Below are 26,743 nucleotides of genomic sequence, written 5' to 3'. Positions count from 1 at the left end.
GTATGTCGGATTTGTTTATAGGCGAACTGATTACATTAAGCATCATGGCGTTTGCTTTAGGGATGGATGCTTTTTCTGTCGGCCTTGGAATGGGCATGGTCAAACTTAGAAAGAAGCAGATATTCTATATTGGTTTCATCATCGGCCTCTTTCACGTCATCATGCCTCTCGCAGGGATGGCGGCCGGTAACATGCTGTCAGGGCTCCTCGGCGTGTTAGCGGTTTATATCGGTGGGGCGCTGCTTTTTGTTCTTGGGGTTCAAATGCTTATGGCCTCTTTTAAACAGTCAGAAGAACGATTCATGTCACCGGCAGGGCCGGGCTTATTGCTGTTTGCCATCGGCGTCAGCCTTGACAGCTTTTCCGTCGGCTTGAGCTTGGGGATATACGGCTCGCATCCGCTCCTCACAATTACCCTGTTCGGGCTGTTCAGCATGATGTTGACATGGCTGGGCCTGCTGGTCGGAAAACAAGTGCAGTCATGGCTTGGCACATACAGCGAAGCGCTCGGGGGCATCATATTAATCGTGTTTGGATTAAAGCTGCTTTTGCCAATTTAATATACCAATAAAAGAAACGAAGTCGCCGTTTCTTTTTTCTTCATATATAATAGAGAAAAATAAGGGGTGACTGACATGGATATTATTTTTGTCTGTACTGGAAATACGTGCCGCAGCCCAATGGCTGAGGCGCTTTTTAAATCAATTGCAGAAATGGAAGGGCTGAATGTCAATGTCCGCTCGGCAGGCGTGTTTGCTTCACCTAATGGGAAAGCGACGCCTCATGCAGTCGAAGCGCTGTTTGAAAAACACATTGCCCTTAATCATGTGTCTTCTCCATTAACGGAAGAACTTATGGAATCGGCTGATTTGGTTCTGGCTATGACCCATCAGCACAAACAGATCATTGCCAGCCAATTTGGACGTTATCGTGATAAAGTGTTTACTTTAAAAGAATATGTCACAGGCAGCCATGGTGATGTCATCGATCCGTTCGGCGGCTCAATTGACATCTATAAACAAACGCGAGATGAGCTTGAAGAGCTTCTTCGGCAGCTGGCAAAACAGCTGAAAAAAGACCGCAGATAAGTTGTCAGAAAATCTGTAAACAGGTCATTTGCAAATCCTGCGTGAAGGAGTAGAATATAGTGAAAAGCACATCATATGGTGTGAATCAAAGAGCGGACAGGCTGCGCGGTCAATAAAGCGGGCGGGCCGCATCACACACGCTGGGAGGAAAAGCAGATGAAAGTAGCCATTGCATCGGATCATGGCGGCGTTCACATTCGAAATGAAATCAAAGAGTTAATGGACGAATTGCAAATTGAATATATTGATATGGGCTGTGACTGCGGCAGCGGCTCTGTCGATTATCCGGATTATGCTTTTCCGGTGGCCGAAAAAGTGGTTAGCGGCGAAGTTGACAGAGGCATTTTAATTTGCGGGACAGGCATCGGCATGAGCATTTCCGCTAATAAAGTAAAAGGGATTCGCTGCGCGCTGGCGCACGATACCTTCAGCGCGAAGGCGACGAGGGAGCATAATGACACAAACATCCTTGCGATGGGTGAACGGGTGATCGGACCTGGTTTGGCTCGGGAAATCGCAAAAATCTGGCTGACTACTGAGTTTACCGGGGGAAGACACCAAACGCGTATTGGAAAAATCTCAGATTATGAAGAGAAAAACCTGTAGGGGTGCTGTTTAATGAATGAGTTGAAACAAACGTGGAAGACGATGCTTTCTGAGTTTCAGGACCAAGCGGAATTGAAACAAGATCAGCTCTTCGTCCTTGGATGCAGCACGAGCGAAGTGGCCGGCAGCCGGATCGGCACATCGGGCAGTGTAGATATCGCTGAAAGCATCTACAGCGGACTTGCTGAGCTCCGGGAAAAAACGGGAATCCATCTGGCGTTTCAATGCTGCGAGCATTTAAACAGAGCGCTTGTCGTCGAAGCAGAAACAGCCAAGCTGTTCAGGCTTCCAACCGTTTCTGCCGTGCCCGTTCCAAAAGCGGGCGGAGCGATGGCGTCTTATGCGTTTAAGCAGATGAAGTCTCCTGTTCTTGTTGAAACCATTCAGGCTGACGCCGGAATTGATATAGGCGATACGTTTATCGGCATGCATCTGAAGCCGGTGGCTGTCCCTATGCGTGTCTCTCAAAACAGCCTCGGTTCAGCTCATGTGACATTGGCGCGTACACGGCCGAAACTAATCGGCGGAGTGCGGGCGGTTTATGAGTGCGAATGAAAGGACTGCATAGCCAGTCTTTTCTTTTATTTTAAGACAGTGAAATAAATTCCGAACTTTAAATTAAATTTAAGTTATTAATATTCGTTTTTACCGATAAAAATTTAGATTTTTTAAAAATAATCTTTTACATCGGCCTTAAAAACCATGTACAATAGTGATGGTAAAAACAAAGAACAGGATACGGATAGGAGAGGATCTCGCTGATGAAACATTTACCTGCGCAAGACGAACAAGTGTTTAACGCCATTAAAAATGAGCGTGAACGCCAACAGACTAAGATCGAATTGATTGCTTCTGAGAACTTTGTAAGTGAAGCAGTTATGGAAGCACAAGGATCTGTTTTGACAAATAAGTACGCAGAAGGATATCCGGGCAAACGCTACTACGGCGGATGCGAGCACGTCGATGTCGTTGAAGATATCGCCCGTGACCGCGCGAAGGAAATCTTTGGAGCGGAGCATGTAAACGTTCAGCCTCATTCAGGCGCACAAGCAAACATGGCAGTGTACTTCACGATTTTGGAGCAAGGCGATACTGTACTTGGGATGAACCTCTCCCACGGCGGCCATTTAACACACGGAAGCCCAGTCAACTTCAGCGGTGTTCAATATAACTTTGTTGAGTACGGCGTAGATAAAGAAACTCAATATATTGATTACGATGACGTGCGTGAAAAAGCCCTCGCTCATAAACCGAAGCTTATCGTAGCAGGAGCAAGTGCGTATCCTCGTACAATCGACTTTAAGAAATTCCGTGAAATTGCTGATGAAGTCGGCGCTTACTTCATGGTGGATATGGCACATATCGCAGGACTTGTTGCGGCAGGCCTTCATCCAAACCCGGTTCCTTACGCTGATTTCGTTACAACAACAACACATAAAACACTTCGCGGTCCTCGAGGCGGTATGATCCTTTGCCGTGAAGAGTTTGGCAAGAAAATTGATAAATCGATCTTCCCTGGAATTCAAGGCGGCCCGCTGATGCACGTTATTGCCGCAAAAGCTGTTTCATTCGGTGAAGTATTGCAGGACGATTTCAAAACATATGCACAAAACGTCATTTCAAACGCGAAACGTCTGGCTGAAGCCTTAACGAAAGAGGGCGTCCAGCTCGTTTCAGGCGGAACTGACAACCACCTTATCCTTGTTGACCTTCGTTCGCTCGGACTGACTGGTAAGGTTGCGGAGCATGTACTTGATGAAATCGGTATTACGTCTAACAAAAACGCGATTCCATATGATCCTGAAAAACCTTTCGTAACAAGCGGCATCCGTCTTGGTACAGCTGCTGTAACCAGCCGCGGTTTTGACGGAGACGCATTAGAAGAAGTCGGTGCTATCATTGCGCTTGCATTGAAAAACCACGAAGACGAAGGAAAACTTGAAGAAGCAAGACAGCGTGTAGCTGCTCTGACTGATAAATTTCCTTTATATAAAGAATTAGATTATTAAGATCCTAAAACCCGCTTGGGCTTATGCCCGGCGGGTTTTTTGACGATGTTCTTGAAACTCAATGTCTTTTTTTGTAGAATCAATAGAAGTGTGTAATTGTTGATGGGACAATAAAAAAGGAGCTGAAACACAGTATGGGAAAGGTTTATGTATTTGATCATCCTTTAATTCAGCACAAGCTGACATATATACGGAATGAAAATACAGGTACGAAGGATTTTAGAGAGTTAGTAGATGAAGTGGCTACACTCATGGCATTTGAAATTACCCGCGATCTTCCTCTGGAAGAAGTGGATATCAATACACCGGTTCAGGCTGCGAAATCGAAAGTCATCTCAGGGAAAAAACTCGGAGTGGTTCCTATCCTCAGAGCAGGATTGGGAATGGTTGACGGCATTTTAAAGCTGATTCCTGCGGCAAAAGTGGGACATGTCGGCCTTTACCGTGATCCAGAAACCTTAAAACCCGTGGAATACTATGTCAAGCTTCCTTCTGATGTGGAAGAACGTGAATTCATCGTGGTTGACCCGATGCTCGCTACAGGCGGTTCCGCAGTTGAAGCCATTCACAGCCTTAAAAAACGCGGTGCGAAAAATATCCGTTTCATGTGTCTTGTAGCAGCGCCGGAGGGTGTGGAAGAATTGCAGAAGCATCATTCGGACGTTGATATTTACATTGCGGCGCTAGATGAAAAATTAAATGAAAAAGGTTATATTGTTCCAGGTCTCGGAGATGCGGGTGACCGCATGTTTGGAACAAAATAAAAAATGAAATCCCCAAAAGGGGGTTTCATTTTTTTTATCCAGTTTTTTGCTATTCGGTGAATCTGTATACAATTATAGGTGAAAATGTGAACATTCTGTGGAGACGTAAAGTATAAAAAGTTTTTTAACTTTAAACAGATTGACACATGTTAGGGGCTATTGTATGCTAAACGAGGGTATTATGAGAAGGTTTTCATAGCTTTCATTATAGTCCTCATCCTCAATGTAAATCCTCTCAGCAAACCCGTATTATGAGGATTTATTTAAGCGAATGAAACAGCATCCCTGCAAGGCTTGCGGATGAATGATTTTTTCGAACAGGCCCGTTTTGCCGGTCAAAAAAGGTCTTCTACTAAGGGTTAACCGCTGATTTTTGCCGTATCCAAGCTATACATTATTTTTTCATCAGGAGACAGATAATTGATGGACGATCCCAAGCTTACATTTAGCAGACAACGCAAATATTTATTGTTCATTTTGGCAGTGTATGTACTGGGTTATGGTTTAACAGCGTATAAAACCGTTTTTTTAGGCCTTATTCTGGGAACTGTTTTCAGTTTGTTTAATTTTTTACTGCTCGTCAGAAGAATGAATGCTTTTGACAGAGCTGTTGAGAAAGGAAAGTCCATACGATCTCTCGGGAGCGCAGCGCGGTGGTGCAATGCGATTCTTGCTGTGGCTGTTGCCTATAAAAATCCCGAATACTTTCATATGGCAAGTACAGTTATTGGATTAATGACAATATACCCTGTCATTATGATAGATTCCTTTATCCAGCTTAAACGTTCATCAATGGAAGAGAGGTGAAAACCCTTTGAATCATGGTTACAGAACTATAGAATTTCTAGGTCTTACTTTTAATCTGACAAACATTCTGATGATTACTGTGGCGAGTGTGATTGTTTTATTGATTGCTATATTGACGACAAGAACGCTTTCGATCCGTCCCGGAAAAGCCCAGAACTTTATGGAATGGATTGTTGATTTCGTCCGCAATATTATTGGCAGTACAATGGATTTAAAAACAGGGGCTAACTTCTTGGCACTTGGTGTCACATTGCTGATGTACATATTTGTGTCGAATATGCTGGGGCTGCCGTTCTCTATTACAATCGGACATGAGCTCTGGTGGAAGTCTCCGACAGCCGATCCTGCCATTACATTAACGCTAGCCGTGATGGTTGTTGCTTTAACCCACTACTATGGTGTGAAGATGAAAGGGCTCAAGGAATATTCCAAAGACTATTTAAGACCTGTTCCATTCATGCTCCCGATGAAAATCATCGAAGAGTTTGCGAATACGCTGACTCTAGGTTTGCGGCTGTATGGTAACATCTTCGCCGGTGAGATTCTTCTCGGCCTGCTTGCGGGATTAGCAACAAGCCATTATTCGCAAAGCGTGGCTCTCGGTCTTGTCGGTACAATCGGTGCCATTCTGCCGATGCTGGCATGGCAAGCATTCAGTTTATTTATTGGTGCTATCCAGGCATTTATCTTTACAATGCTGACGATGGTGTACATGTCTCATAAAATCAGTCATGATCATTAAAACATTATATCCAAACGGATAACATTTTAAAGGAGGAACTTTTTCATGAATTTAATAGCAGCTGCGATTGCAATTGGTTTAGGCGCACTTGGTGCAGGTATTGGTAACGGTTTGATTGTTTCACGTACGGTAGAGGGGATTGCCCGTCAGCCGGAAGCAGGTAAAGAACTGAGAACTCTTATGTTCATGGGTATCGCATTAGTTGAAGCCCTTCCTATTATCGCTGTCGTTATCGCATTCTTAGCGTTCTTTGGCTAAGCATAAAAGCCTTATATGAACTAAAAATGGCGAAGATCATTCCAAGAGAACCTTCGCCATTGCTTTATGTCTGATAAGCATCCCGCCTTGCCGGCTGAAAAGAGACAAGTGCGGCTGCTGGATCAGCAAAGAAAAACCTGCAGAAGGGAGTTGCCGTAGTAGATGTCTCAATTACCACTTGAACTAGGATTGTCGTTTAACGGCGGAGATATCCTGTTCCAACTGTTAGCTATGTTAATCTTATTAGCGCTTCTGAAGAAATACGCTTTAGGGCCGCTATTAAACATAATGAAACAGCGTGAAGACCACATCGCTGGAGAAATTACGTCTGCTGAAGAAAAAAATAAAGAAGCGCAGCAGCTGATTGAAGAGCAGCGCGTTCTTTTAAAAGAAGCAAGACAGGAATCCCAAACTCTTATCGAAAACGCAAAGAAACTGGGAGAGAAGCAAAAAGAAGAGATTATTCAGGCTGCACGTGCAGAATCTGAACGTCTGAAAGAAGCAGCAAGAACTGAAATCGTGAAGGAAAAAGAACAGGCGGTTTCTGCTCTCCGTGAGCAAGTAGCGTCTCTTTCTGTCATGATTGCGTCGAAAGTGATCGAAAAAGAACTGGATGAACAAGCGCAAGAGAAATTGATCCAGGACTATCTTAAAGAGGTAGGAGAAAGCCGATGAGTGGATCAGCTGTCTCTAAACGATATGCATCAGCTCTTTTTGATATAGCCAATGAGTCCGCTCAGCTGAATCAAGTAGAAGAAGAGCTAACTGTTGTAAAACAAGTATTTCAAAATGAAAAAGCGCTTAATGATGTGTTGAACCATCCGAAGGTGCCGGCTGCGAAGAAAAAAGAGCTGATCCAAAATGCATTTGGCTCTTTGTCACAGTCCGTGCTTAATACGATTTTTCTTTTGATTGACCGCCATCGTGCCGCGATTGTGCCTGAGCTCACAGATGAGTTTATCAAACTCGCAAATGAGGCCCGTCAAACAGAAGACGCAATCGTATATTCAGTGAAACCGATGACGGATGCTGAAATTTTACCATTATCACAAGTGTTTGCAAAAAAAGCCGGAGTCGCTTCACTGAGAATCAGAAATGAAGTGCAGACGGATTTAATAGGCGGCATTAAAGTCCGCATTGGAAACCGGATTTATGACGGCAGCGTAAGCGGGAAGCTTCAGCGCATTGAACGTCAATTAGCCGGGGAAAATCGATAGAAGGGGTGAAACCTAAGTGAGCATCAAAGCTGAAGAGATTAGCACGCTGATAAAACAGCAAATACAAAATTATCAATCTGATATTGAAGTTCAAGACGTAGGTACAGTCATCCAAGTCGGTGACGGTATTGCTCGTGTGCACGGCCTTGACAACTGTATGGCCGGTGAACTTGTCGAATTTTCAAACGGTGTTTTGGGTATGGCTCAAAACCTTGAAGAATCAAACGTAGGTATCGTCATCTTAGGACCTTTCAGTGAGATCCGTGAGGGAGACGAAGTAAAAAGAACAGGCCGCATCATGGAGGTTCCTGTTGGTGAAGAGTTAATCGGCCGTATTGTAAATCCGTTAGGCCAGCCGGTAGACGGACTTGGTCCGATCCTGACAAGCAAAACTCGTCCGATTGAGAGCCCTGCACCAGGCGTTATGGACCGTAAATCCGTTCATGAACCGCTTCAAACCGGTATCAAAGCGATCGATGCACTGATTCCAATCGGCCGCGGCCAGCGTGAGCTGATCATCGGTGACCGTCAAACAGGTAAAACATCTGTTGCGATCGATGCGATCCTGAACCAAAAAGACCAAGACATGATCTGCGTATATGTTGCGATCGGCCAAAAAGAATCAACAGTCCGCGGCGTAGTAGAAACATTGCGTAAACACGGCGCGCTTGATTATACAATTGTTGTAACGGCGTCTGCCTCACAGCCGGCACCGCTTCTGTACCTGGCACCGTATGCTGGGGTTACAATGGCAGAAGAATTTATGTACAACGGCAAGCACGTTCTTGTTGTATACGATGATCTTTCTAAACAAGCGGCCGCTTACCGTGAGCTGTCCTTGCTTCTTCGCCGTCCGCCAGGCCGTGAAGCGTTCCCTGGGGATGTATTCTATCTTCATTCCCGTCTGCTTGAGCGTGCAGCAAAGCTTAGCGACGCGAAAGGCGCAGGATCAATTACAGCTCTGCCGTTCGTAGAAACACAAGCCGGAGATATCTCTGCTTATATTCCGACGAACGTCATTTCCATCACCGACGGACAGATCTTCCTGCAATCTGATTTGTTCTTCTCAGGCGTACGTCCAGCGATCAATGCCGGATTGTCTGTATCCCGTGTCGGCGGCTCAGCGCAAATCAAAGCGATGAAAAAAGTATCAGGTACTTTGCGTCTTGACCTTGCGTCATACCGTGAGCTGGAAGCATTCGCTCAATTCGGTTCTGACCTCGACCAAGCGACTCAGGCAAAACTGAACCGCGGTGCGCGTACAGTTGAAGTGCTGAAGCAGGATCTGAACAAGCCGCTTCCGGTTGAAAAGCAAGTAGCCATTCTTTATGCGCTGACAAAAGGATATCTCGATGATATTCCTGTGGCGGATATCAGACGTTTTGAAGAAGAGTACTACATGTACCTTGACCAAAACCATAAAGACCTGCTTGACGGAATTGCGAAAACAGGAAACCTTCCTGCTGATGAAGACTTCAAAGCTGCAATCGAAGGCTTCAAACGCACATTTGCACCAAGCAACTAACTCGAATGCTGATGAGAGAAAAAGGTTCTCTTTTTCTCTCTTTTTACGCAGATGAAGAGAAAAGGTGGTGAAATCTTTGGCCTCATTACGCGATATTAAGTCAAGGATCACGTCAACGAAAAAAACAAGTCAGATTACAAAAGCCATGCAGATGGTATCTGCGGCTAAGCTGAATCGTGCTGAAAACAATGCAAAATCATTTGTGCCATATATGGATAAAATCCAAGAGGTTGTGTCAAACGTCGGAAGAGTTTCCGGCAACGTGAAGCACCCGATGCTTCTCAGCAGAGAAGTGAAAAAAACGGCATACCTTGTCATTACGTCTGACCGCGGTCTTGCCGGCGCTTTTAACAGTTCGGTTTTACGGAGTGCTTATCAGGCCATGCAAGAACGTCATCAGTCTAAGGATGAGTATGCGGTGATTGCCATCGGAAGAGTGGGCCGTGATTTCTTTAAGAAACGGGAGATTCCGATCATTTCCGAGTTAACAGGACTTGGGGATGAAGTAACGTTTACAGAAATTAAAGATCTTGCCCGTCAAACGATCCAAATGTTTATAGACGGTGCGTTTGATGAATTGCACCTTGTTTATAACCATTTTGTCAGCGCCATTACTCAAGAAGTAACGGAGAAAAAACTTCTGCCGTTATCTGATTTGGGCAGCGGCGGCGGAAAAAGAACGGCGTCTTATGAATTTGAACCATCTGAAGAGGAGGTTCTGGAGGTTTTGCTTCCTCAATATGCAGAAAGCTTAATCTTCGGTGCGCTTCTTGACAGTAAAGCAAGTGAGCACGCTGCAAGAATGACGGCGATGAAAAACGCGACAGACAACGCGAAGGAACTTATCGATTCACTTTCGCTTTCTTACAACCGCGCTCGCCAAGCAGCCATCACACAAGAAATTACGGAAATTGTCGGCGGAGCAGCCGCTTTAGAATAGAAAGATTTTGTCAGGAGGGATAGCGATGAAGAAAGGACGCGTTAGCCAGGTATTAGGACCGGTCGTCGACGTGCGTTTTGAAGACGGTCACTTGCCTGAAATTTATAATGCGATTAAAATTTCACAGCCAGCTGCAAGTGAAAACGAAGTAGGTATTGATTTAACGCTTGAGGTCGCTCTTCATTTAGGTGATGATACAGTCCGTACAATCGCAATGGCATCTACGGATGGTGTTCAGCGCGGTATGGAAGCTGTAGATACAGGAGCGCCAATCTCAGTACCGGTTGGTGATGTAACACTTGGACGTGTATTTAACGTTCTCGGAGAAAATATTGATTTGAATGAGCCGGTTCCTGCGGATGCGAAAAAGGATCCGATTCACAGACAGGCGCCTTCATTCGATCAGCTTTCAACAGAAGTTGAAATTCTTGAAACAGGTATTAAAGTTGTTGATTTGCTTGCTCCTTACATTAAGGGCGGTAAAATCGGATTGTTCGGTGGTGCCGGTGTAGGTAAAACCGTATTAATCCAGGAATTAATCAACAACATCGCGCAAGAGCACGGCGGTATCTCTGTATTCGCCGGCGTAGGAGAGCGTACTCGTGAAGGGAACGACCTTTTCTACGAAATGAGTGACTCTGGCGTAATCAACAAAACAGCCATGGTATTCGGACAAATGAACGAGCCGCCGGGCGCACGTATGCGTGTTGCTTTGACAGGCCTTACAATGGCTGAGCACTTCCGTGATGTACAAGGACAGGACGTACTGTTCTTCATCGATAACATTTTCCGTTTCACACAAGCGGGTTCAGAGGTTTCAGCCCTTCTTGGCCGTATGCCTTCAGCGGTTGGTTATCAGCCGACGCTTGCAACTGAGATGGGTCAGCTCCAAGAGCGTATCACGTCTACGAACGTTGGATCAGTTACATCTATCCAGGCGATCTACGTGCCTGCCGATGACTACACTGATCCGGCGCCGGCGACAACGTTCGCTCACTTGGATGCGACAACAAACCTTGAGCGTAAATTAACTGAAATGGGTATTTACCCTGCGGTTGATCCGTTGGCATCTACATCACGCGCCCTTGCTCCTGAAATTGTCGGAGAAGAGCATTATGCAGTTGCGCGTGAAGTACAGTCAACGCTTCAGCGTTACAAAGAGCTTCAAGATATCATTGCGATTCTCGGTATGGATGAACTAGGCGAGGAAGACAAACTTGTCGTTCACCGCGCACGCCGTATCCAGTTCTTCCTTTCTCAGAACTTCCACGTGGCTGAACAGTTCACTGGACAAAAAGGTTCTTACGTGCCTGTAAAAGAGACGGTACAAGGCTTCAAAGAAATCTTAGCCGGTAAATACGACCATCTTCCAGAAGATGCGTTCCGTCTTGTAGGCCGTATCGAAGAAGTTGTTGAGAAAGCAAAAGAAATGGGTGTAGAAGTTTAATCTGGTCCTAGGAGGGTAAAAGCATGAAGACCGTTAAAGTCAATATCGTTACTCCCGACGGCCCAGTATACGATGCGGATATCGAAATGGTGAGTGTGAGAGCCGAAAGCGGCGATCTCGGTATTTTGCCAGGCCATATTCCAACCGTGGCTCCTCTTAAAATCGGCGCTGTCCGTCTGAAAAAAGACGGGCAGACTGAAATGGTTGCCGTCAGCGGCGGATTTGTCGAAGTCCGTCCTGATCAGGTCACCATCCTTGCCCAGGCTGCCGAGACAGCAGAAGGCATCGATAAAGAGCGCGCTGAAGCTGCACGCCAGCGGGCGCAGGAGCGTTTGAATTCTCAATCAGATGATACTGACATTCGTCGGGCTGAGCTTGCGTTACAGCGGGCTTTGAACAGATTGGATGTAGCAGGGAAATAAGAAAAAATCCTTCTCATAAAGAGAAGGATTTTTTTATGAACGCACAAGAGAATCAAACAGCGACAGCAGCGGGCGATCCTCTTTTGGACGCAGGTATAAACCATCACAGGCATTCATTGTATGCCACGATTTACGATGTCTTCTAAAGCCAAGTGTATAAGCGCCGTCTTTATAGGGATAAGGTTTTACAACCCATTCAGCATCTTCATGGCGGGCAATCACGCAATCTATAAGATAAACACTGATCATTTTCTCGAATTCTTCAATAGGAAGATTCCAATCAGCAAGCAAAAGTTCTTGTATACTTTGAAAATAGAGGTTTTCAAGCTCTTCAAGGCTTTCTCTCGTATAGGTAAGAGAAATGTTAAAAAACTGACACAATTCATTCAGTTCTTCAATCTGTGACTGTCTATAATCATAATAGAATGCAATTGCTTCCCATTCCTGATCAAAAATTGGCAGGTCCTCACCATATTGCTTTTCAGGCTGAAAAAAAGAATGATTCACATTTGCCAGCTCCTTTCCAATAAAGTATACCATGTAAAAGAATCGCACTTTAAGCGGGGATTAGCCCTAGATTTGGCTGATTATTCCGTTCTGTATAAAATGTATCATCTTTATCTGTGCTTCTTATATAATAAGAAAGGGTATGAACGCAGAGAAAGGAGTGTAATAGATGAGTGTATTGGGACAGCAGGCTGCAATCGGCATTGTCGTTCACCTGATTTTTATAGCAGTGACTTGGTGGGCGTTGCAAGCCGTCAATATAGATCCGTTAATCAAAAAAGGCAAAGTCGTGCAGGCAAGACTCCTGATGATTTTGCTGACAATCGCCATTGGAACGGCCGTTGCCAATTTCTTTTTAGATTACCTCAATTATTCACAGCAGCTTCCCTATCTATTTTAATAGGTTTTGAACATTATTAAATGGTTGGGAGAAGCGGGTTGAGGCGAATAGCTCGAGTTTTGACGAAGATTTTTACGTATGGCGCCTCTTGCCTCCGGTAAAACTGGGGATAAGGGGGAGAGATGAACATGAAGAAAAAACAAGTAAGCCACGCTATTATCATTTCCGTCATGTTAAGCTTCGTCATTGCTGTTTTCCATACCATTCATGCGAGTGAATTAACGCCGCTAGCAAAAATGGCAGAGGGGATGGAACGCCAAGATGTGTCAATAGATAAGTGGACATTGCATGCAAAACAAAACATGTCACTGACCGAAAAAGAATTTTATCAAAAAGTGCAACGTTTAAAATCAGAGTATCGTCAATATGATTGGGTGATTGCACGGGAAGATAAAATGATAAAGGCAATTGGCACATATACTGACAAAAAAAATCGTACTTCTTTTAGACTGCAGCTTGTCACAACCCTCAAAAAACACAATCCAACTTCGTATTTATTATATGAGCAAATGAGTCTAGAGACACCGGATAGCTGGAATGATACATATGAACAGTTTGAACGGGAGACACTTGGGATATTCCAAGAAAAAGTAGTTATTTTTACTTGTCTAAATGGTCACTTAGATGATAATATGAATATTGTTTTGCAAAAAAAAGCAAATCAGTTATTAAATGAATTTCAAGCAAGATCAGTAGAACATGTAGTTGAGCCAAATTTCGTTTCTATTTCTGCGTTTACAGATGAGTGGGAAGAGTACATTATGACCTCGAAACATAAAATGAATTTGCAAATTGCACTTAGAAGTGCAGGAATGGGCGGAAAACATACCGTTACGGTTGGCACACCAATCGTTACGACTGAATATTAATATAGAGAATTTAGGGACGCGGAGGGGAATACCTTGGAAAAAATCATCGTCCGCGGCGGTCAGAAGTTAAACGGCACAGTCAAAGTTGAAGGCGCTAAAAATGCCGTTTTACCTGTTATCGCTGCATCTTTATTAGCAAGTGAAGAAAAAAGCGTAATTTGTGATGTACCTACGCTCTCCGATGTATATACAATTAACGAAGTGTTGCGTCATTTAGGAGCAGATGTGCATTTTGAAAATAATGAAGTGACTGTAAATGCTTCATACGCTTTGCAAACTGAAGCACCTTTTGAATATGTTCGTAAAATGCGTGCGTCTGTGCTTGTCATGGGGCCGCTTCTTGCGCGTACAGGTCATGCAAGAGTTGCACTTCCGGGCGGATGCGCAATTGGTTCCAGACCGATTGATCAGCATTTAAAAGGTTTTGAAGCAATGGGCGCAAAAATCAAAGTCGGTAATGGCTTCATTGAAGCTGAAGTAAAAGGCCGACTGCAAGGCGCAAAAATTTATCTGGACTTCCCAAGTGTAGGAGCTACAGAGAACCTGATTATGGCAGCCGCTCTAGCTGAAGGAACAACAACGCTGGAAAACGTGGCAAAAGAACCCGAAATCGTTGATTTAGCAAACTATATCAACGGCATGGGCGGAAAAATCCGCGGAGCTGGCACCGGCACCATCAAAATTGAAGGAGTCGAAAAGCTTCACGGCGTAAAACACCATATTATTCCTGACCGTATTGAAGCGGGCACATTTATGGTTGCTGCTGCAATCACTGAAGGAAACGTATTAGTAAAAGGAGCGGTTCCTGAGCACCTCACCTCTTTAATTGCAAAAATGGAAGAGATGGGTGTAACAATTAAGGATGAAGGTGAAGGTCTGCGTGTCATCGGCCCGAAAGAACTTAAACCGATTGACATCAAAACAATGCCTCACCCGGGCTTCCCGACTGATATGCAGTCACAAATGATGGCGCTTCTGCTTCGTGCAAGCGGCACAAGCATGATTACAGAAACCGTTTTTGAAAACCGTTTTATGCATGCGGAAGAATTCCGCCGTATGAATGGTGATATCAAGATTGAAGGACGTTCTGTCATCATTAACGGTCCTGTACAGCTTCAGGGAGCTGAAGTTGCAGCGACTGATTTGCGTGCAGGTGCAGCGCTGATTCTTGCGGGGTTAGTGGCTGAAGGTCACACACGTGTTACTGAATTGAAGCACTTAGACCGCGGTTACGTTGATTTCCATCAGAAGCTTGCCGCTCTGGGCGCAGACATCGAACGTGTAAATGATGAGTCTGCTTCTGAGCAAGAGAATAAAGAAGTCGTTTCTGACTTAAATGCATAAACTTACTTGAAAATCAGTATGTCACTCTGGCATACTGGTTTTTTATTTTTTGTGTATTATCATCATTATGCGCAAAATAGCAAAAAAGAATACGTAAATGACAAATAAAGTTTCTGTCCAAAACGAGAGTCATATTAGCTTGTCCCTGCCCATAGACTAGACTAGAGTCGAATCCCGAGCAGGAGGCAGCTGAATATGAAACAATTCGCAATCACACTATCCGTACTATGTGCATTGATTCTCTTGGTTCCCACACTCTTGGTTATACCATTCCAGCATAATAAGGAAGCGGGGGCCAGCGTAGAATCAGAAAAGACAGCAGTCAGCACGAAACCAGCATCGAAAGGAGCAGAAACATTGAAAGCATCACCTGTTTCTATTCCCGTCTATCGAACCGCAAATCAATCCGTAGAAGACATTCCGCTTGAAGAGTATGTGATTGGAGTCGTCGCCTCCGAAATGCCGGCAACCTTTGAATCTGAAGCACTGAAAGCCCAGGCCCTCGCCGCCAGAACATTTATTGTCAGACTGATGGTGTCAAATTCAGCTGTTGAGGCTCCTAAAGGCTCACTGGTGGATGATACACAGATGTTCCAGGTGTATAAAAACAAAGCGGAGCTGAAAAAACAGTGGGGCACAAGCTATGAGACAAAACTGAAGAAAATCACAGCTGCGGTAGCCAGTACACAAGGCAAAATCTTAACGTACAACAACCAGCCGATTGAAGCCTCCTTTTTCTCCACAAGCAACGGCTACACAGAGAATGCAGAAGCTTATTGGACAAGTGCTATCCCATATTTAAAAAGCGTCAAAAGCCCATGGGATAAAAGGTCTCCGAAATATAAGGCAACGAAAACCTTTACAGCGGCAGAATTTCAGCAAAAGCTTGGCGTCAAGCTGGATGGATCTAGCGCAGTAGGGAAGATTACCGGCGAGACACCGGGCCACCAGGTCGCAACTGCCGTCATTAACGGCAAGACGCTGAAAGGAAGAGACATACGTGAAAAGTTGGGTCTCAACTCCGCCGATTTTGAATGGAAGCGAAATGGAGACACAATTACAGTCACGACGAGAGGATTTGGCCACGGTGTGGGGATGAGCCAATACGGAGCGAATTTTATGGCCAAAGAAGGCAAAACGGTTGATGACATTGTAAAGTACTATTACCAAGGTACACAAATTTCTGAGGCAGATGCGTTTTTGAATAAATATATGGCGAAAAAGTAGAAAAAGACGCCCATTGGGCGTCTTTTTCTGTTCCTGAATGTCTTTTATCTAAGAGCAGCTGAAACGGTTTAGAGGAGCTTCTGACCGTCTTTAAGGATCAGTCCTTTTTTCCTGATTTCAGGCTTTGAGATTGTGGTAAAGTCATCCACATTTGTCGACAGACTTCGACAGACTCATATAACGAAAGCCGAAAGGCGGACAATCTTCTCTTTTCATAGGGGCGTTAGGTGGAAATCACTAATAAAAACATAGGTTTCTATGCAAAAGTAAACAACAGCAATGGGGAAGCCCGCCCTATTTATTTCTCGGTTTTTGTTGATTACGATAGATTATGTTCAGCGTTGAACATCTGCACGCAGAAACAAATTGGTAAAGGGGTACGAACATGAAGAAAAGATTTTCACTGATCATGATGACAGGATTGCTTTTTGGATTAACTTCACCTGCTTTTGCAGCTGAAAAGAAAGAAACGGAGGCTAAAGCTCCTGCGAACGTGGCGGTCTTGCTTGATGCCAGCGGAAGTATGGCGAAAAGAATAGACGGTGTATCTAAATTTAATTCAGCCAAAAAAGAAATTTCAAAGTTTGCGAGCTCACTGCCAGAAGGAACTCAGGTGAAAATGAGCGTGTTTGGCTCTGAAGGAAACAATAAAAATTCCGGAAAAGTTCAGTCATGTGAAGCCATTCGCAACGTATACGGCTTCCAAAGCTTTAACGAGCAAAGCTTCCTCAATTCTCTCAATACAATTGGGCCGACTGGCTGGACGCCAATTGCCAAAGCGCTGAACGAGGCGAAATCTTCTTTTGACCAGCTTGATGCAAAAGGGGAAAAAGTGGTGTATCTGTTGACAGACGGTGAGGAAACGTGCGGAGGAAACCCGATTAAAACAGCAAAGGAACTGCAAAAAGACAATATCACTGTTAATGTGATCGGCTTTGATTATAAAGAGGGATACAAAGGCCAGCTGAACGCAATTGCGAAAGTAGGCGGCGGTGAATACTTCCCGGCTTATACCCAAAAAGATGTTGAGAAAATTTTCACTCAGCAATCACTAATGTTATCTAAATAAGAAAAAAGAGGCTGGTGATGGTCAGCCTCTTTTTGTATGTAACAAAAACTTCAAAACTAATTAGCTGTCTGCCTGTAGCATAGTAGCAGATTTCCGTTTTTCTGTCATAATCAAGGCGAAAAAAGAATGAATGATCACACAAGCTGTTTATGCTTTCTGGGCGGAAATGGCTAAAAATGAACGGCATTTCAAGCGATTTTGGACAGATCGTGAAAGCAGCACAAAAGGCAGCATGTCCTATATCTTTTTGCATTTTCGTATTCTAGCATAAAGAAGAATCCAACATATAGTTGGAAAATATGAAAAAGAAAGGAAGTAATCATATGAAAAAATTGCTGGCTGCCGGTATCATTGGATTGTTGACTGTTTCCATTGCCTCCCCGTCTTTTGCCGCTGAGAAACAGGCTGATACAAATGTAGCTGTTTTGTTTGACGGAAGCGGAAGTATGGTTCAAAAAACAGGAGGAGAGCGCAAAATAGACATTGCCAAAAAATCAGTAAAATCTTTTGCCGAACTTCTTCCGAAGGATACAAATCTTATGCTTCGCGTTTTCGGGCATGCAGGGAATAATAAACTGTCCGGTAAAGCCCTTTCGTGCAGTACGACGGAAACTATTTACGGCCTTCATCCATATGAAGGATCCCTGTTTGACAATTCATTGAGTGAGCTCAAGCCGACTGGATGGACACCGATTGCCAAAGCACTTGCAGACACAAGAAAAGAATTTGAAGCATTTGACGCAGACGGGAAAAACGTGGTGTATTTAATCACTGACGGTGAAGAAACGTGCGGCGGAGACCCTGCGGCAGAAATCGAAAAGCTCCGTGCATCAAATGTGGATACGATTGTAAACATCATTGGCTTCAACTTTGATGTCAAGGGTAATGAAGAGATGAAACAAGCAGCTGTCGCTGGCGGCGGAGAATATATTTCAGCGAACAGTGCGGATGAGTTCGAACAGGCTTGGGAAAAAGAAGCACAAAAATTTACTGAGTAAGGAACCTAAAGATCAGGCGCTCCCCAAGGCGCCTTATTTTATTGGTTTAAAAACAATTTGGGCGGGAATGATACCCTAAAAAGGGGTTGAACATATGAAATTATTCGGAATGATTTTTCTTATAGCCACCGTTGCATTCATATTGCTTGGTGTTCTTCTAAAACTGGCAGCCTTCTTTTTTGTCAGCATTCTCACCTTGATCGCAGCTATTGTGCTGTTTACAGTTCTGAAAAAGAATCAGCATAATCAAACATAGAGTCCTTTATACAGAGGTGTCTCAGCGTGTCAACAAACCCCGCGTTCGTTGTCAATGCACATTGGTAAAAGGAACGGCGGCTAAATGCTTAGGCGTCCTGCCTAAACACCGCCGTCATCACATCCTGTGAAAGCCCTTTATATAGAGGGCTCTTTTTGTGTCTCAGAATTCGACAAAATCCGAGGAGTGTGAAAAAATATAAAGGCAGGAACATTGCGGAGGGGAAGAGACATTGAACGATAAAGTAACTGCGGTCAGGGATGTATGGCGCTATGAACAAGGGGAAATAAGCAAAGTAGAGGACCGGATGGTGACGGAATTCCCTTTGACAGTGATACTGAATGGCAGTGAATTTGTGACGCTCGTTTGTACGCCTGAGCATATCGAAGAGCTTGTCATCGGATTTCTCGCATCAGAGGGTGTTATACGATTTCAAAAAGAAATTAAAAGGTTTACAATAGATGAAAGTCTCGGTTTTGTATATGTCGACCTCGTTCACCCTGAGACATTGGATCAAAAGGATTATACGAAACGGGTGATCGGCTCATGCTGCGGAAAGGGCCGTCATTTTTATTTTCAGCAGGATGTCAAAACAGCCAAGACGGCTGTCAGCCAAATCAAGATATCGCCTGAGACATGTCTGGCGCTTATGAAAGACATGCAGCAAGGGAGCGGGACGTTTCAGGATACGGGAGGCGTCCATAATGCGGCGCTTTGCGACACAGAGAAGCTTCTGTTGATGCGCACAGATATCGGTCGGCACAACGCACTTGATAAACTATACGGACACTGCCTTCTAAACGGGATGTCCGTACGCGACAAACTGATTGTGTTCAGCGGCAGAATCTCATCAGAGGTCCTGTTAAAAGCGGCCAAAATCGGCGTGTCGATTGTCATTTCCAAATCGGCCCCGACGGAGCTTGCGATTCAAATGGCTGAAGAATTGAATATCACAGCGATTGGATTTGTCAGAAACGGATCATTTAATGTATATACACACCCTGAGAGAATCAGGGAGTAGGAAGGGGCTGTAGCTATGATTACAGAGTCGCGTCAGATGTTGGATAAAAGAAACAGACCGCTGAGAGACCTTCGCATTTCTGTTACAGACCGCTGCAACTTCCGATGCACGTACTGTATGCCCGCCGAATTATTCGGCCCGGATTATCCTTTTTTAAAGAAAGAGGAGCTGCTTTCATTTGAGGAGCTGGAACGGCTTGCGACATTGTTTGTCACAAGATTTGGCGTTGAAAAAATCCGCTTGACCGGCGGAGAGCCCCTCATGAGAAAGGATATGCCGGAATTAATCAAAAAACTGGCCCGCATACCGGGTATTCGTGACATCGCGATGACGACAAACGGATCACTGCTGCCTGTTTATGCTAAGAGGCTCAAGGAGGCTGGGCTGAAAAGGGTTACGATCAGCCTTGATTCTTTAGAAGACGAGCGTTTTAAGAAGATAAACGGGCGCGGTGTTTCTGTCAGCAAGGTGCTGGAAGGCATTGAAGCGGCGAAGCAAGCGGGGCTCGGTGTTAAAATCAATATGGTCGTTCAAAAGGGCGTCAATGAAAAAGATATACTGCCTATGGCCCGTTATTTTAAAGAAAAAGGGCATATCCTGAGATTCATTGAATTTATGGACGTAGGCAACACCAACCAATGGGAAAAGAAAGACGTCATGACAAAGGCGGAAATCATAGATTTGATCAATAAACACATGCCGGTTGAGCCGATAGCGCCTAATTATATAGGCGAAGTGGCTTCCAGATTCCGCTACTTGGACGGCTCCGGAGAAATTGGCGTCATATCATCTGTATCTGATGCATTCTGCGGATCTTGCAACAGAGCCCGTCTTTCTGCGAGAGGAGAGCTGTTTACCTGCTTATTCGCTTCAAGCGGATTTGACCTCAGAGCTCCGGTTCGCCAGGAATTAAGTGATGACGAACTATCAGAAATGATCGGGACAGTATGGAAAAATCGGATCGATCAGTATTCAGTCGATCGTACGCTATCAAAAGCATCTGGCAAAAAGAAAGTGGAAATGTCTTATATTGGCGGTTAATTTGAAGTCAAAAGCTTATCGGCACTGTCCGGTAAGCTTTTTTATTAGAATCCGAGTGCAAAAAATACGTAGAAAAACCGAAATATATAAGGATAGGCATAAAGAAGGAATCATTGTAAGAAAATTTAATTCCAAAGCCATACATTATGATAAAATATAACCAATTAGAAAATAGAAAGGGTTGGAGGGGCATGGCCGCGTACGAGATCCCGTCATCTCAAGTAGGAGTGAAAATCAATAAGTGGTATAAGCACATTTTAGCATTTCAAGTGGCTGATGCCGTAAAACTGAAAGAAGAAATTGATCTAGATATCGAACAGATGGAAGAGGATCAGCTGCTTCTCCTGTATTATCAGCTGATCAGCTACCGGCACCAAATTATGCTGGATTATGTAAAGCCTGACCTGCACGAGGAATCTCAGCTTCAATATCGTGAATTGATCAAAACGCTGGAAAGCAATCAGGACAGCATCTCCGGATTATCTGAGTATTATTTTCACTTGTTTAGAGGAATGTACGAATTTGAACAGAACAATTACATCTCGGCTATATCCTTTTATCGGAAAGCTGAGAAGATGCTTGCGTTTGTAGAAGATGAAATTGAAAGAGCGGAATTTCATTTTAAAGTGGCGGAAGTCTTTTATATTATGAAGCAGACGCACTTTTCCATGAACCATGCCGTACAGGCGCTGGAGACGTATAAGGCTCACGATTTTTACAGAGTCAGAAGAATTCAATGCCATTTCGTCATATCAGGAAACTACATTGACTACAGAAATTATGAAAAAGCGCTTGAACATTTAGATGACGCGTATCGCCTTGCTTTATTGGAAGGACAGCCCCGTTTGATCGGATCAGCCCTTTATAATATTGGTAATTGCTATGATGACAAGGGGGAGCTGGATCAGGCCGCCGAATACTTTGAAAAAGCGCTTCCTGTCTTCGAGGATTATCAGCTGGAACAGCTTCCAAAAGCGCTCTTCAGCCTGACTCGCGTTCTTTTCAAAAAACAAGATAGCGAAGCCGCGATACGGTACTATGAAAAAGGGATTGCCATTGCCCAAAAACGAAACGACTTCTTCAGTCTGGCAAAATATAAATTTCTGCAGGCATTATATGTGGAATCTGTCAATTTGAATATGATTCAAGAAGTATTTGATTATATGGAAGAAAAGGGCCTGTATGTATATATTGAAGAATTTGCTTTAGATGCTGCCTCTTATTTCAGTCATCGCGAACAATATAAAGAAGCGGTGTATTTTTATGAAAAAGCGGTCAGCATGAGAGAGATGATTCAAAGGAACGATTGTTTATATGAAGTATGAGACAAAACCATCTGCTGGCAGATGGTTTTTTTTTATGCAAAAAAAGGGGAGCATCGGAACGTTTATTTCCGGGGAGAACAGGAAAAATCGCTACAGCACTGTTTTTTGAACAAAAGCCGTTTTGGGATGCAGATATGCATGTGAGGGGGAATTCAATGTTTGGTTTTAATGATATGGTGAAGTTTCTGTGGTCTTTCCTCATTGTTCTGCCGCTTGTACAGATTATACATGTTTCTGGGCACAGTTTTATGGCTTTTATTTTTGGCGGAAAAGGATCGTTGGATATAGGCATGGGAAAAACGCTGCTTAAAATTGGACCCATACGGTTCAGAACGATTTATTTTATCGATTCTTTTTGCCGGTACGGGGAGTTGAAAATTGACAATCGATTCTCAAATGCACTCGTGTATGCAGGGGGCTGCTTGTTTAACCTCATCACGATTTTTGCAATCAATCTGCTGATTATACACAGTGTATTAAAGCCGAATGTGTTTTTCTATCAGTTTGTCTATTTTTCTACGTATTATGTGTTTTTTGCCCTGCTGCCGGTCCGGTATTCGGAGAAAAAGTCATCAGACGGGCTGGCAATATACAAGGTGCTCCGTTACGGAGAGCGCTACGAAATCGATAAATAACATTAGAATGTTTATTGTCTCTCAGATCGGGAAGATAACAAGTACACACATAATTGAGAGGGGAGAATTAACATGGGTAACGATAGTGTAAAAGACAAAATGAAGGGCGGCTTTAATAAAGCCAAAGGAGAAGTGAAGGATAAAGTCGGAGATATGGCTGACAGAACGGACATGCAGGCTGAAGGCAAAAAAGATAAGGCGAAAGGCGAAATCCAAAAGGATATCGGGAAAGCCAAGGATAAATTTTCAGATAAAGATTAATCGTACGGAAGAGGCAGGAAACGAAATGTTTCTTGTCTTTTTTTGTTCGATTTTTCTGATGTAAATAAATATAACAAAAAAAGAAGCTGATTTGGTCAAGGTAACTAAATTTTTTAAATATTCTTTGAATTAATAGACCTCTTCTATATAATAATGACATAAGTTGTAAACTTTTATTACATCATTTGAGAAATCAAACAAAGGGGTTTTGATGACGGAATGTACTGCACCGAAGAAAGTGTCGGAAGCCACGGGAGTGCGAAAAAACAGTTGATATCGACACAAGCGGGGATTCAGTGAAGGCCGGAATTCTTCACTCGTTAAGAGGAACGGTGGCGATCAGCGAAGTGACCGTCCATGATGCGGAGTTAATGGCAATAGTCGGGTTCTCGGTATCGTGGAGGGCGGCGCCTCAGACTGGCCTGCATGCCATGCTTCCGGTTGCGGAGCAAAACAACGGGCTGCCATCAGGAATGTAACGTCTGGTTATGATCAATCGATGGTTTTGCACAGCCTTAGCTTCGCCCGGGGCAGATTGTCGCTGTATTAGGCCGACTCCGGCTAAACAGAGGGGGCTATTTGTTTTAATCAAACGTTTGTTCAAAACGAAAAGGCGTCAACAGCAACAGCTTGCAATCGTCAGAGCGCTGATGGTAAATCTGAAAAATATTTTACTTAATAAACAATTGGAAGGAATTCAGATTTTAATTGTCGAACTAGTCAGACAAGTTATTATAGAAATTTCCAAAAAAAAAGACATTTGTTATCTTAGTCGAGCGCAGTCTGGAAAACGCGTTAATCTGTGCTGACTATCTTTCTGTGATCGACAGGGGAACGGTTGTTGACCATGGCAAGGCTGATGAAGAAACGGCATGCCGCTTTGAAAGGCATCTTACCGTATGACCCCCATTCTCGAAGAAAGGGAGGTGATGTCCCGCCTGACTGTTCCGCAAATTCGTAGTAGCCGCATCTGCTTTATATGACAAAAGAAGGAGGACTACAGATGAAACTGACACCGGTTGAACAAGAGAAATTGCTCATTTTTGCAGCGGGGGAATTAGCCAAACAGCGAAAGGCGCGGGGCGTTCTGCTGAACTATCCTGAGGCTGCTGCTTATATCACCTGCTTTATTATGGAAGGCGCACGTGATGGGAAGGGAGTAGCAGAGCTGATGGAAGCCGGCCGCCATGTATTAACGGAAAAAGATGTGATGGAAGGAGTGCCTGAGATGCTTGACAGCATTCAGGTGGAGGCCACATTTCCGGATGGAGTAAAGCTTGTTACGGTACATCAGCCAATTTCTGCGGAGGTGAAGTCATGAAGCCGGGAGCATTTCAAATTGCTGAGGGAACCATTACGATTAATGAAGGCCGTGAGATACGGGAGGTAACGGTAAAAAACACCGGATCACGCTCCATTCAAGTCGGTTCGCATTTTCATTTTGCGGAGGCCAACGGGGCTTTATTATTTGACCGTGAGCTGGCGATCGGCATGCGTCTTGATGTTCCATCAGGCACGTCGGTCCGTTTTGAGCCGGGAGAGCAGAAAACGGTCTCACTAGTGGAAATCAGAGGACGCAAGACAATTAAAGGGCTGAACGGAATGGCCGACACGTTTATCGATGAACGCGGCAAAGAAAAAACGTTGGCCAACTTAAAACAAGCCGGCTGGATGGAGGGTGTAATCCGATGAAAATGTCACGGGAGGAATATGCGGAACTGTTTGGCCCGACAACGGGCGATAAAATCAGATTGGGCGACACGGATTTATGGATCGAAGTCGAAAAGGATTTCACAGTATATGGTGAAGAAATGATCTTTGGCGGCGGAAAAACAATCCGCGACGGCATGGGCCAAAACGGCAGAATCACAGGGAAGGATGGCGCTTTGGATTTGGTTATCACCAACGTCGTGCTATTGGATTACACAGGCATTGTCAAAGCGGATGTCGGTGTGAAAGACGGCCGGATTGTCGGTGTCGGAAAAAGCGGAAATCCTGATATCATGGATGGAGTCGATCCGCACATGGTCATCGGAGCGGGGACAGAGGTGATTTCCGGTGAAGGCAAAATTTTAACAGCCGGGGGAGTGGACACGCACATTCATTTTATTTGTCCTCAGCAGATGGAAGTTGCGCTTTCTTCAGGTGTGACGACCCTTTTGGGAGGCGGAACAGGACCCGCTACAGGAAGCAAAGCGACAACATGTACGTCCGGGGCGTGGTATATGGCGAGGATGCTGGAAGCGGCCGAGGAGTTTCCGATCAATGTCGGCTTCTTAGGAAAAGGGAATGCATCCGATAAAGCGCCGCTGATCGAGCAGGTGGAAGCAGGCGCCATCGGCCTTAAGCTTCATGAAGACTGGGGCACGACGCCAAGCGCCATTAAAACGTGTATGGAAGTCGTGGACGAGGCTGATATTCAAGTTGCCATCCATACCGATACGATTAACGAAGCGGGCTTTTTGGAAAACACGCTCGACGCGATCGGGGACCGGGTCATTCATACTTATCACATTGAAGGAGCAGGCGGCGGCCACGCTCCGGATATTATGAAGCTCGCCTCTTACGCGAACATTCTGCCGTCATCTACAACGCCAACCATTCCTTATACCGTTAATACGATGGATGAGCATCTTGACATGATGATGGTCTGCCACCATTTAGATGCGAAAGTGCCTGAAGATGTGGCGTTCAGCCATTCCAGAATCAGGGCTGCGACAATTGCCGCGGAGGATATTCTCCATGATATCGGTGCGATCAGCATGACATCATCGGATTCCCAAGCGATGGGGCGGGTCGGTGAAGTGATCATCCGAACATGGCAGGTAGCCGATAAAATGAAAAAACAACGCGGCGCTCTTGCCGGTGAAAACGGTAATGACAATGTGCGCGCAAAACGGTACATTGCCAAATACACGATTAATCCGGCAATTACGCACGGGCTCAGCCATGAAGTCGGCTCGGTGGAAAAAGGGAAGCTTGCTGATCTCGTTCTGTGGGACCCGGTATTTTTCGGCGTAAAACCGGAACTGGTCTTAAAGGGCGGCATGATTGCACGTGCGCAAATGGGAGATCCGAACGCGTCCATCCCGACTCCTGAACCGGTTTTCATGCGCCAAATGTATGCGTCTTACGGAAAAGCCAACCGCTCAACCTCGATTACATTTATGTCTCAGGCAAGCATAGAGCGTGGTGTGGCGGAAAGCTTAGGGCTGGAAAAAAGGATTTCTCCAGTCAAAAATATCAGAAAGCTGAGCAAGCTGGATATGAAGCTGAATTCGGCTTTGCCGAAGATTGAGATTGATCCAAAAACCTATCAGGTCTTTGCTGACGGGGAGGAATTGTCTTGCCAGCCTGTCGATTATGTCCCCCTTGGACAAAGATATTTCTTATTCTGATAAGAAGCGGCCGGAGTGCATCCGGCCGTTCTATTGACTAAAAACGGTGCACAAAACCCGTGTATTTAGTGTATATTAGATGTTGACAAACGAATCAAATGTAACTATTATAGTTACAACGGTGGTGAAAAAACATGATTAACAGCCGTCTTGCTGTTGCCATTCATATTTTATCCCTCATCTCGATGGATGAAAAAACATCTTCAGAAATCATTGCTGACAGTGTCAACACGAATCCAGTAGTCGTGCGAAGAATGATCAGCCTGCTGAAAAAAGCTGATATTCTCACATCACGCGCCGGGGTGCCGGGTGCAAGCCTCAAAAAAGATCCTGCTGATATTTCTCTTTTAGAAGTGTACCGGGCTGTCCAAAAGCAAGAAGAACTCTTTGCGGTTCATGAAAACCCGAATCCGAAATGTCCGGTAGGGAAAAAAATTCAGAACGCTCTGGATGAAACGTTTGAAAGTGTGCAAAGAGCGATGGAAAATGAACTGGCGAGCAAGTCATTAAAAGATGTTATGAATCATCTCTTTTAATCAAAAGGGATGACTTCTCACCGCTAACATG

Annotated in this window: 34 protein-coding genes and 1 pseudogene; 34 read left to right on the top strand and 1 reads right to left on the bottom strand. The window is 44.5% G+C overall.

All coding sequences use genetic code 11. From position 1 onward, the window contains the following. Positions 1-2 precede the first annotated feature (2 nt). From NSQ16_RS19265 to NSQ16_RS19195, 15 genes are all read left to right on the top strand, one after another. Entirely contained in the window at positions 3-560 is a 558-nt protein-coding gene (locus NSQ16_RS19265) for a manganese efflux pump MntP family protein (RefSeq protein ID WP_003227661.1), read from the top strand. Between the two features lie 75 nt (positions 561-635). Beyond that, a complete protein-coding gene (prpB, locus tag NSQ16_RS19260; RefSeq protein WP_014481190.1) occupies positions 636-1,088 on the top strand; it encodes a protein arginine phosphatase PrpB in 453 nt (150 codons plus the stop codon). A 156-nt stretch (positions 1,089-1,244) separates the two neighbouring features. Continuing rightward, positions 1,245-1,694 (top strand): ribose 5-phosphate isomerase B, encoded by a 450-nt coding sequence (gene rpiB / locus NSQ16_RS19255; protein ID WP_003221910.1) that lies wholly within the window; start codon positions 1,245-1,247, stop codon positions 1,692-1,694. A gap of 12 nt (positions 1,695-1,706) precedes the next feature. Then, positions 1,707-2,249 carry a TIGR01440 family protein gene (locus NSQ16_RS19250; RefSeq protein WP_017696008.1) on the top strand — a complete coding sequence of 181 codons (543 nt, stop codon included), beginning with the start codon at positions 1,707-1,709 and terminating at the stop codon, positions 2,247-2,249. A 206-nt stretch (positions 2,250-2,455) separates the two neighbouring features. Then, positions 2,456-3,703: a serine hydroxymethyltransferase gene (glyA, locus tag NSQ16_RS19245; protein WP_327836365.1), complete on the top strand. Its 1,248-nt coding sequence runs from the start codon at positions 2,456-2,458 to the stop codon at positions 3,701-3,703. Positions 3,704-3,837: 134 nt separating this feature from the next. After that, complete coding sequence (gene upp, locus NSQ16_RS19240; RefSeq protein ID WP_003227670.1) at positions 3,838-4,467, top strand: uracil phosphoribosyltransferase; 630 nt, start codon at positions 3,838-3,840, stop codon at positions 4,465-4,467. Between the two features lie 423 nt (positions 4,468-4,890). Further along, positions 4,891-5,274, top strand: coding sequence for an ATP synthase subunit I (atpI, locus tag NSQ16_RS19235; protein WP_003243159.1), 384 nt, complete (start codon positions 4,891-4,893; stop codon positions 5,272-5,274). A gap of 7 nt (positions 5,275-5,281) precedes the next feature. After that, positions 5,282-6,016, top strand: a complete 735-nt coding sequence (atpB, locus tag NSQ16_RS19230; RefSeq protein ID WP_003242621.1) for a F0F1 ATP synthase subunit A — start codon at positions 5,282-5,284, stop codon at positions 6,014-6,016. Between the two features lie 45 nt (positions 6,017-6,061). Continuing rightward, a complete protein-coding gene (gene atpE, locus NSQ16_RS19225; RefSeq protein WP_003151167.1) occupies positions 6,062-6,274 on the top strand; it encodes a F0F1 ATP synthase subunit C in 213 nt (70 codons plus the stop codon). A 162-nt stretch (positions 6,275-6,436) separates the two neighbouring features. Further along, on the top strand, positions 6,437-6,949 hold the full coding sequence (atpF, locus tag NSQ16_RS19220) for a F0F1 ATP synthase subunit B (RefSeq protein WP_003244051.1): 513 nt from the start codon (positions 6,437-6,439) through the stop codon (positions 6,947-6,949). Continuing rightward, a complete protein-coding gene (locus NSQ16_RS19215; RefSeq protein WP_339232398.1) occupies positions 6,946-7,491 on the top strand; it encodes a F0F1 ATP synthase subunit delta in 546 nt (181 codons plus the stop codon). Before atpF ends, NSQ16_RS19215 begins: the two co-directional genes overlap by 4 nt. A 16-nt stretch (positions 7,492-7,507) precedes the next feature. Next, positions 7,508-9,016: a F0F1 ATP synthase subunit alpha gene (gene atpA, locus NSQ16_RS19210; protein ID WP_003243657.1), complete on the top strand. Its 1,509-nt coding sequence runs from the start codon at positions 7,508-7,510 to the stop codon at positions 9,014-9,016. Positions 9,017-9,092: 76 nt separating this feature from the next. Next, the gene (gene atpG / locus NSQ16_RS19205; RefSeq protein ID WP_003244388.1) at positions 9,093-9,956 is read left to right on the top strand and encodes an ATP synthase F1 subunit gamma; all 864 of its coding nucleotides are present in this window, start codon (positions 9,093-9,095) and stop codon (positions 9,954-9,956) included. A 25-nt stretch (positions 9,957-9,981) separates the two neighbouring features. Then, positions 9,982-11,403: a F0F1 ATP synthase subunit beta gene (gene atpD / locus NSQ16_RS19200; protein ID WP_003227686.1), complete on the top strand. Its 1,422-nt coding sequence runs from the start codon at positions 9,982-9,984 to the stop codon at positions 11,401-11,403. Positions 11,404-11,426: 23 nt separating this feature from the next. Continuing rightward, positions 11,427-11,825 carry a F0F1 ATP synthase subunit epsilon gene (locus NSQ16_RS19195; RefSeq protein WP_014478254.1) on the top strand — a complete coding sequence of 133 codons (399 nt, stop codon included), beginning with the start codon at positions 11,427-11,429 and terminating at the stop codon, positions 11,823-11,825. Positions 11,826-11,858: 33 nt separating this feature from the next. Here the strand turns inward: NSQ16_RS19195 and NSQ16_RS19190 are convergent, their stop codons facing one another. After that, positions 11,859-12,332, bottom strand: coding sequence for a hypothetical protein (locus tag NSQ16_RS19190; RefSeq protein WP_003243900.1), 474 nt, complete (start codon positions 12,330-12,332; stop codon positions 11,859-11,861). Positions 12,333-12,501: 169 nt separating this feature from the next. Between NSQ16_RS19190 and NSQ16_RS19185 the strand changes: the two genes are divergently transcribed. From NSQ16_RS19185 to NSQ16_RS19095, 19 genes and pseudogenes are all read left to right on the top strand, one after another. Next, positions 12,502-12,732 (top strand): DUF1146 family protein, encoded by a 231-nt coding sequence (locus NSQ16_RS19185; protein ID WP_003227691.1) that lies wholly within the window; start codon positions 12,502-12,504, stop codon positions 12,730-12,732. 128 nt (positions 12,733-12,860) lie between these two features. Further along, complete coding sequence (locus NSQ16_RS19180; RefSeq protein WP_032727046.1) at positions 12,861-13,601, top strand: YwmB family TATA-box binding protein; 741 nt, start codon at positions 12,861-12,863, stop codon at positions 13,599-13,601. A gap of 33 nt (positions 13,602-13,634) precedes the next feature. After that, complete coding sequence (murA, locus tag NSQ16_RS19175) at positions 13,635-14,945, top strand: UDP-N-acetylglucosamine 1-carboxyvinyltransferase (RefSeq protein WP_029726057.1); 1,311 nt, start codon at positions 13,635-13,637, stop codon at positions 14,943-14,945. A 195-nt stretch (positions 14,946-15,140) separates the two neighbouring features. Further along, positions 15,141-16,172 carry a stage II sporulation protein D gene (spoIID, locus tag NSQ16_RS19170; RefSeq protein ID WP_076457473.1) on the top strand — a complete coding sequence of 344 codons (1,032 nt, stop codon included), beginning with the start codon at positions 15,141-15,143 and terminating at the stop codon, positions 16,170-16,172. A 385-nt stretch (positions 16,173-16,557) separates the two neighbouring features. Then, entirely contained in the window at positions 16,558-17,241 is a 684-nt protein-coding gene (locus tag NSQ16_RS19165) for a VWA domain-containing protein (RefSeq protein WP_024571497.1), read from the top strand. A gap of 130 nt (positions 17,242-17,371) precedes the next feature. Continuing rightward, entirely contained in the window at positions 17,372-17,512 is a 141-nt protein-coding gene (locus NSQ16_RS19160; RefSeq protein ID WP_003227702.1) for a hypothetical protein, read from the top strand. Positions 17,513-17,564: 52 nt separating this feature from the next. Continuing rightward, a complete protein-coding gene (locus tag NSQ16_RS19155; protein WP_003243553.1) occupies positions 17,565-18,239 on the top strand; it encodes a VWA domain-containing protein in 675 nt (224 codons plus the stop codon). A gap of 94 nt (positions 18,240-18,333) precedes the next feature. Continuing rightward, entirely contained in the window at positions 18,334-18,495 is a 162-nt protein-coding gene (locus tag NSQ16_RS19150) for a hypothetical protein (RefSeq protein WP_003227706.1), read from the top strand. Between the two features lie 232 nt (positions 18,496-18,727). Further along, positions 18,728-19,516 (top strand): formate dehydrogenase accessory sulfurtransferase FdhD, encoded by a 789-nt coding sequence (gene fdhD / locus NSQ16_RS19145; RefSeq protein WP_153257081.1) that lies wholly within the window; start codon positions 18,728-18,730, stop codon positions 19,514-19,516. Positions 19,517-19,531: 15 nt separating this feature from the next. Continuing rightward, the gene (gene moaA, locus NSQ16_RS19140; RefSeq protein ID WP_003243488.1) at positions 19,532-20,557 is read left to right on the top strand and encodes a GTP 3',8-cyclase MoaA; all 1,026 of its coding nucleotides are present in this window, start codon (positions 19,532-19,534) and stop codon (positions 20,555-20,557) included. A gap of 191 nt (positions 20,558-20,748) precedes the next feature. Next, positions 20,749-21,882: a response regulator aspartate phosphatase RapB gene (rapB, locus tag NSQ16_RS19135; protein ID WP_003227715.1), complete on the top strand. Its 1,134-nt coding sequence runs from the start codon at positions 20,749-20,751 to the stop codon at positions 21,880-21,882. Positions 21,883-22,037: 155 nt separating this feature from the next. Beyond that, positions 22,038-22,517 (top strand): hypothetical protein, encoded by a 480-nt coding sequence (locus tag NSQ16_RS19130; protein ID WP_003244390.1) that lies wholly within the window; start codon positions 22,038-22,040, stop codon positions 22,515-22,517. 72 nt (positions 22,518-22,589) lie between these two features. Next, complete coding sequence (gene csbD, locus NSQ16_RS19125; protein WP_003227718.1) at positions 22,590-22,778, top strand: stress response protein CsbD; 189 nt, start codon at positions 22,590-22,592, stop codon at positions 22,776-22,778. 211 nt (positions 22,779-22,989) lie between these two features. Then, positions 22,990-23,158 (top strand): annotated as a pseudogene (locus tag NSQ16_RS19120) (urea ABC transporter substrate-binding protein); the annotation flags it as partial. A 270-nt stretch (positions 23,159-23,428) separates the two neighbouring features. Beyond that, positions 23,429-23,587 carry a hypothetical protein gene (locus NSQ16_RS19115; protein ID WP_142395482.1) on the top strand — a complete coding sequence of 53 codons (159 nt, stop codon included), beginning with the start codon at positions 23,429-23,431 and terminating at the stop codon, positions 23,585-23,587. A 194-nt stretch (positions 23,588-23,781) separates the two neighbouring features. Then, positions 23,782-24,099, top strand: a complete 318-nt coding sequence (gene ureA / locus NSQ16_RS19110; RefSeq protein ID WP_003227724.1) for an urease subunit gamma — start codon at positions 23,782-23,784, stop codon at positions 24,097-24,099. Further along, positions 24,096-24,470 carry an urease subunit beta gene (ureB, locus tag NSQ16_RS19105; RefSeq protein WP_015251023.1) on the top strand — a complete coding sequence of 125 codons (375 nt, stop codon included), beginning with the start codon at positions 24,096-24,098 and terminating at the stop codon, positions 24,468-24,470. Before ureA ends, ureB begins: the two co-directional genes overlap by 4 nt. After that, positions 24,467-26,176, top strand: a complete 1,710-nt coding sequence (gene ureC, locus NSQ16_RS19100; protein ID WP_003243090.1) for an urease subunit alpha — start codon at positions 24,467-24,469, stop codon at positions 26,174-26,176. Before ureB ends, ureC begins: the two co-directional genes overlap by 4 nt. A gap of 134 nt (positions 26,177-26,310) precedes the next feature. After that, the gene (locus NSQ16_RS19095; protein ID WP_003227734.1) at positions 26,311-26,712 is read left to right on the top strand and encodes an Rrf2 family transcriptional regulator; all 402 of its coding nucleotides are present in this window, start codon (positions 26,311-26,313) and stop codon (positions 26,710-26,712) included. Positions 26,713-26,743: the final 31 nt, after the last annotated feature.

This window comes from Bacillus sp. PS108 (genome assembly GCF_037963335.1).
GTDB classification, from domain to species: domain Bacteria; phylum Bacillota; class Bacilli; order Bacillales; family Bacillaceae; genus Bacillus; species Bacillus subtilis.
The sequence above is the reverse complement of the archived record's forward strand: the minus strand, read 5'-3'. Positions and strand labels throughout refer to the sequence as shown.

Excerpts from the sequence above, each read along its gene's own strand:
- NSQ16_RS19265 (WP_003227661.1), top strand. The coding sequence starts at position 3 with ATGTCGGATTTGTTTATAGGCGAACTGATTACATTAAGCATCATGGCG.
- prpB (WP_014481190.1), top strand. The coding sequence starts at position 636 with ATGGATATTATTTTTGTCTGTACTGGAAATACGTGCCGCAGCCCAATG.
- rpiB (WP_003221910.1), top strand. The coding sequence starts at position 1,245 with ATGAAAGTAGCCATTGCATCGGATCATGGCGGCGTTCACATTCGAAAT.
- NSQ16_RS19250 (WP_017696008.1), top strand. The coding sequence starts at position 1,707 with ATGAATGAGTTGAAACAAACGTGGAAGACGATGCTTTCTGAGTTTCAG.
- glyA (WP_327836365.1), top strand. The coding sequence starts at position 2,456 with ATGAAACATTTACCTGCGCAAGACGAACAAGTGTTTAACGCCATTAAA.
- upp (WP_003227670.1), top strand. The coding sequence starts at position 3,838 with ATGGGAAAGGTTTATGTATTTGATCATCCTTTAATTCAGCACAAGCTG.
- atpI (WP_003243159.1), top strand. The coding sequence starts at position 4,891 with ATGGACGATCCCAAGCTTACATTTAGCAGACAACGCAAATATTTATTG.
- atpE (WP_003151167.1), top strand. The coding sequence starts at position 6,062 with ATGAATTTAATAGCAGCTGCGATTGCAATTGGTTTAGGCGCACTTGGT.
- atpF (WP_003244051.1), top strand. The coding sequence starts at position 6,437 with ATGTCTCAATTACCACTTGAACTAGGATTGTCGTTTAACGGCGGAGAT.
- NSQ16_RS19215 (WP_339232398.1), top strand. The coding sequence starts at position 6,946 with ATGAGTGGATCAGCTGTCTCTAAACGATATGCATCAGCTCTTTTTGAT.
- atpD (WP_003227686.1), top strand. The coding sequence starts at position 9,982 with ATGAAGAAAGGACGCGTTAGCCAGGTATTAGGACCGGTCGTCGACGTG.
- NSQ16_RS19195 (WP_014478254.1), top strand. The coding sequence starts at position 11,427 with ATGAAGACCGTTAAAGTCAATATCGTTACTCCCGACGGCCCAGTATAC.
- NSQ16_RS19185 (WP_003227691.1), top strand. The coding sequence starts at position 12,502 with ATGAGTGTATTGGGACAGCAGGCTGCAATCGGCATTGTCGTTCACCTG.
- NSQ16_RS19180 (WP_032727046.1), top strand. The coding sequence starts at position 12,861 with ATGAAGAAAAAACAAGTAAGCCACGCTATTATCATTTCCGTCATGTTA.
- spoIID (WP_076457473.1), top strand. The coding sequence starts at position 15,141 with ATGAAACAATTCGCAATCACACTATCCGTACTATGTGCATTGATTCTC.
- NSQ16_RS19165 (WP_024571497.1), top strand. The coding sequence starts at position 16,558 with ATGAAGAAAAGATTTTCACTGATCATGATGACAGGATTGCTTTTTGGA.
- NSQ16_RS19160 (WP_003227702.1), top strand. The coding sequence starts at position 17,372 with ATGATCACACAAGCTGTTTATGCTTTCTGGGCGGAAATGGCTAAAAAT.
- NSQ16_RS19155 (WP_003243553.1), top strand. The coding sequence starts at position 17,565 with ATGAAAAAATTGCTGGCTGCCGGTATCATTGGATTGTTGACTGTTTCC.
- NSQ16_RS19150 (WP_003227706.1), top strand. The coding sequence starts at position 18,334 with ATGAAATTATTCGGAATGATTTTTCTTATAGCCACCGTTGCATTCATA.
- moaA (WP_003243488.1), top strand. The coding sequence starts at position 19,532 with ATGATTACAGAGTCGCGTCAGATGTTGGATAAAAGAAACAGACCGCTG.
- rapB (WP_003227715.1), top strand. The coding sequence starts at position 20,749 with ATGGCCGCGTACGAGATCCCGTCATCTCAAGTAGGAGTGAAAATCAAT.
- NSQ16_RS19130 (WP_003244390.1), top strand. The coding sequence starts at position 22,038 with ATGTTTGGTTTTAATGATATGGTGAAGTTTCTGTGGTCTTTCCTCATT.
- csbD (WP_003227718.1), top strand. The coding sequence starts at position 22,590 with ATGGGTAACGATAGTGTAAAAGACAAAATGAAGGGCGGCTTTAATAAA.
- NSQ16_RS19115 (WP_142395482.1), top strand. The coding sequence starts at position 23,429 with ATGGTAAATCTGAAAAATATTTTACTTAATAAACAATTGGAAGGAATT.
- ureA (WP_003227724.1), top strand. The coding sequence starts at position 23,782 with ATGAAACTGACACCGGTTGAACAAGAGAAATTGCTCATTTTTGCAGCG.
- ureB (WP_015251023.1), top strand. The coding sequence starts at position 24,096 with ATGAAGCCGGGAGCATTTCAAATTGCTGAGGGAACCATTACGATTAAT.
- ureC (WP_003243090.1), top strand. The coding sequence starts at position 24,467 with ATGAAAATGTCACGGGAGGAATATGCGGAACTGTTTGGCCCGACAACG.
- NSQ16_RS19095 (WP_003227734.1), top strand. The coding sequence starts at position 26,311 with ATGATTAACAGCCGTCTTGCTGTTGCCATTCATATTTTATCCCTCATC.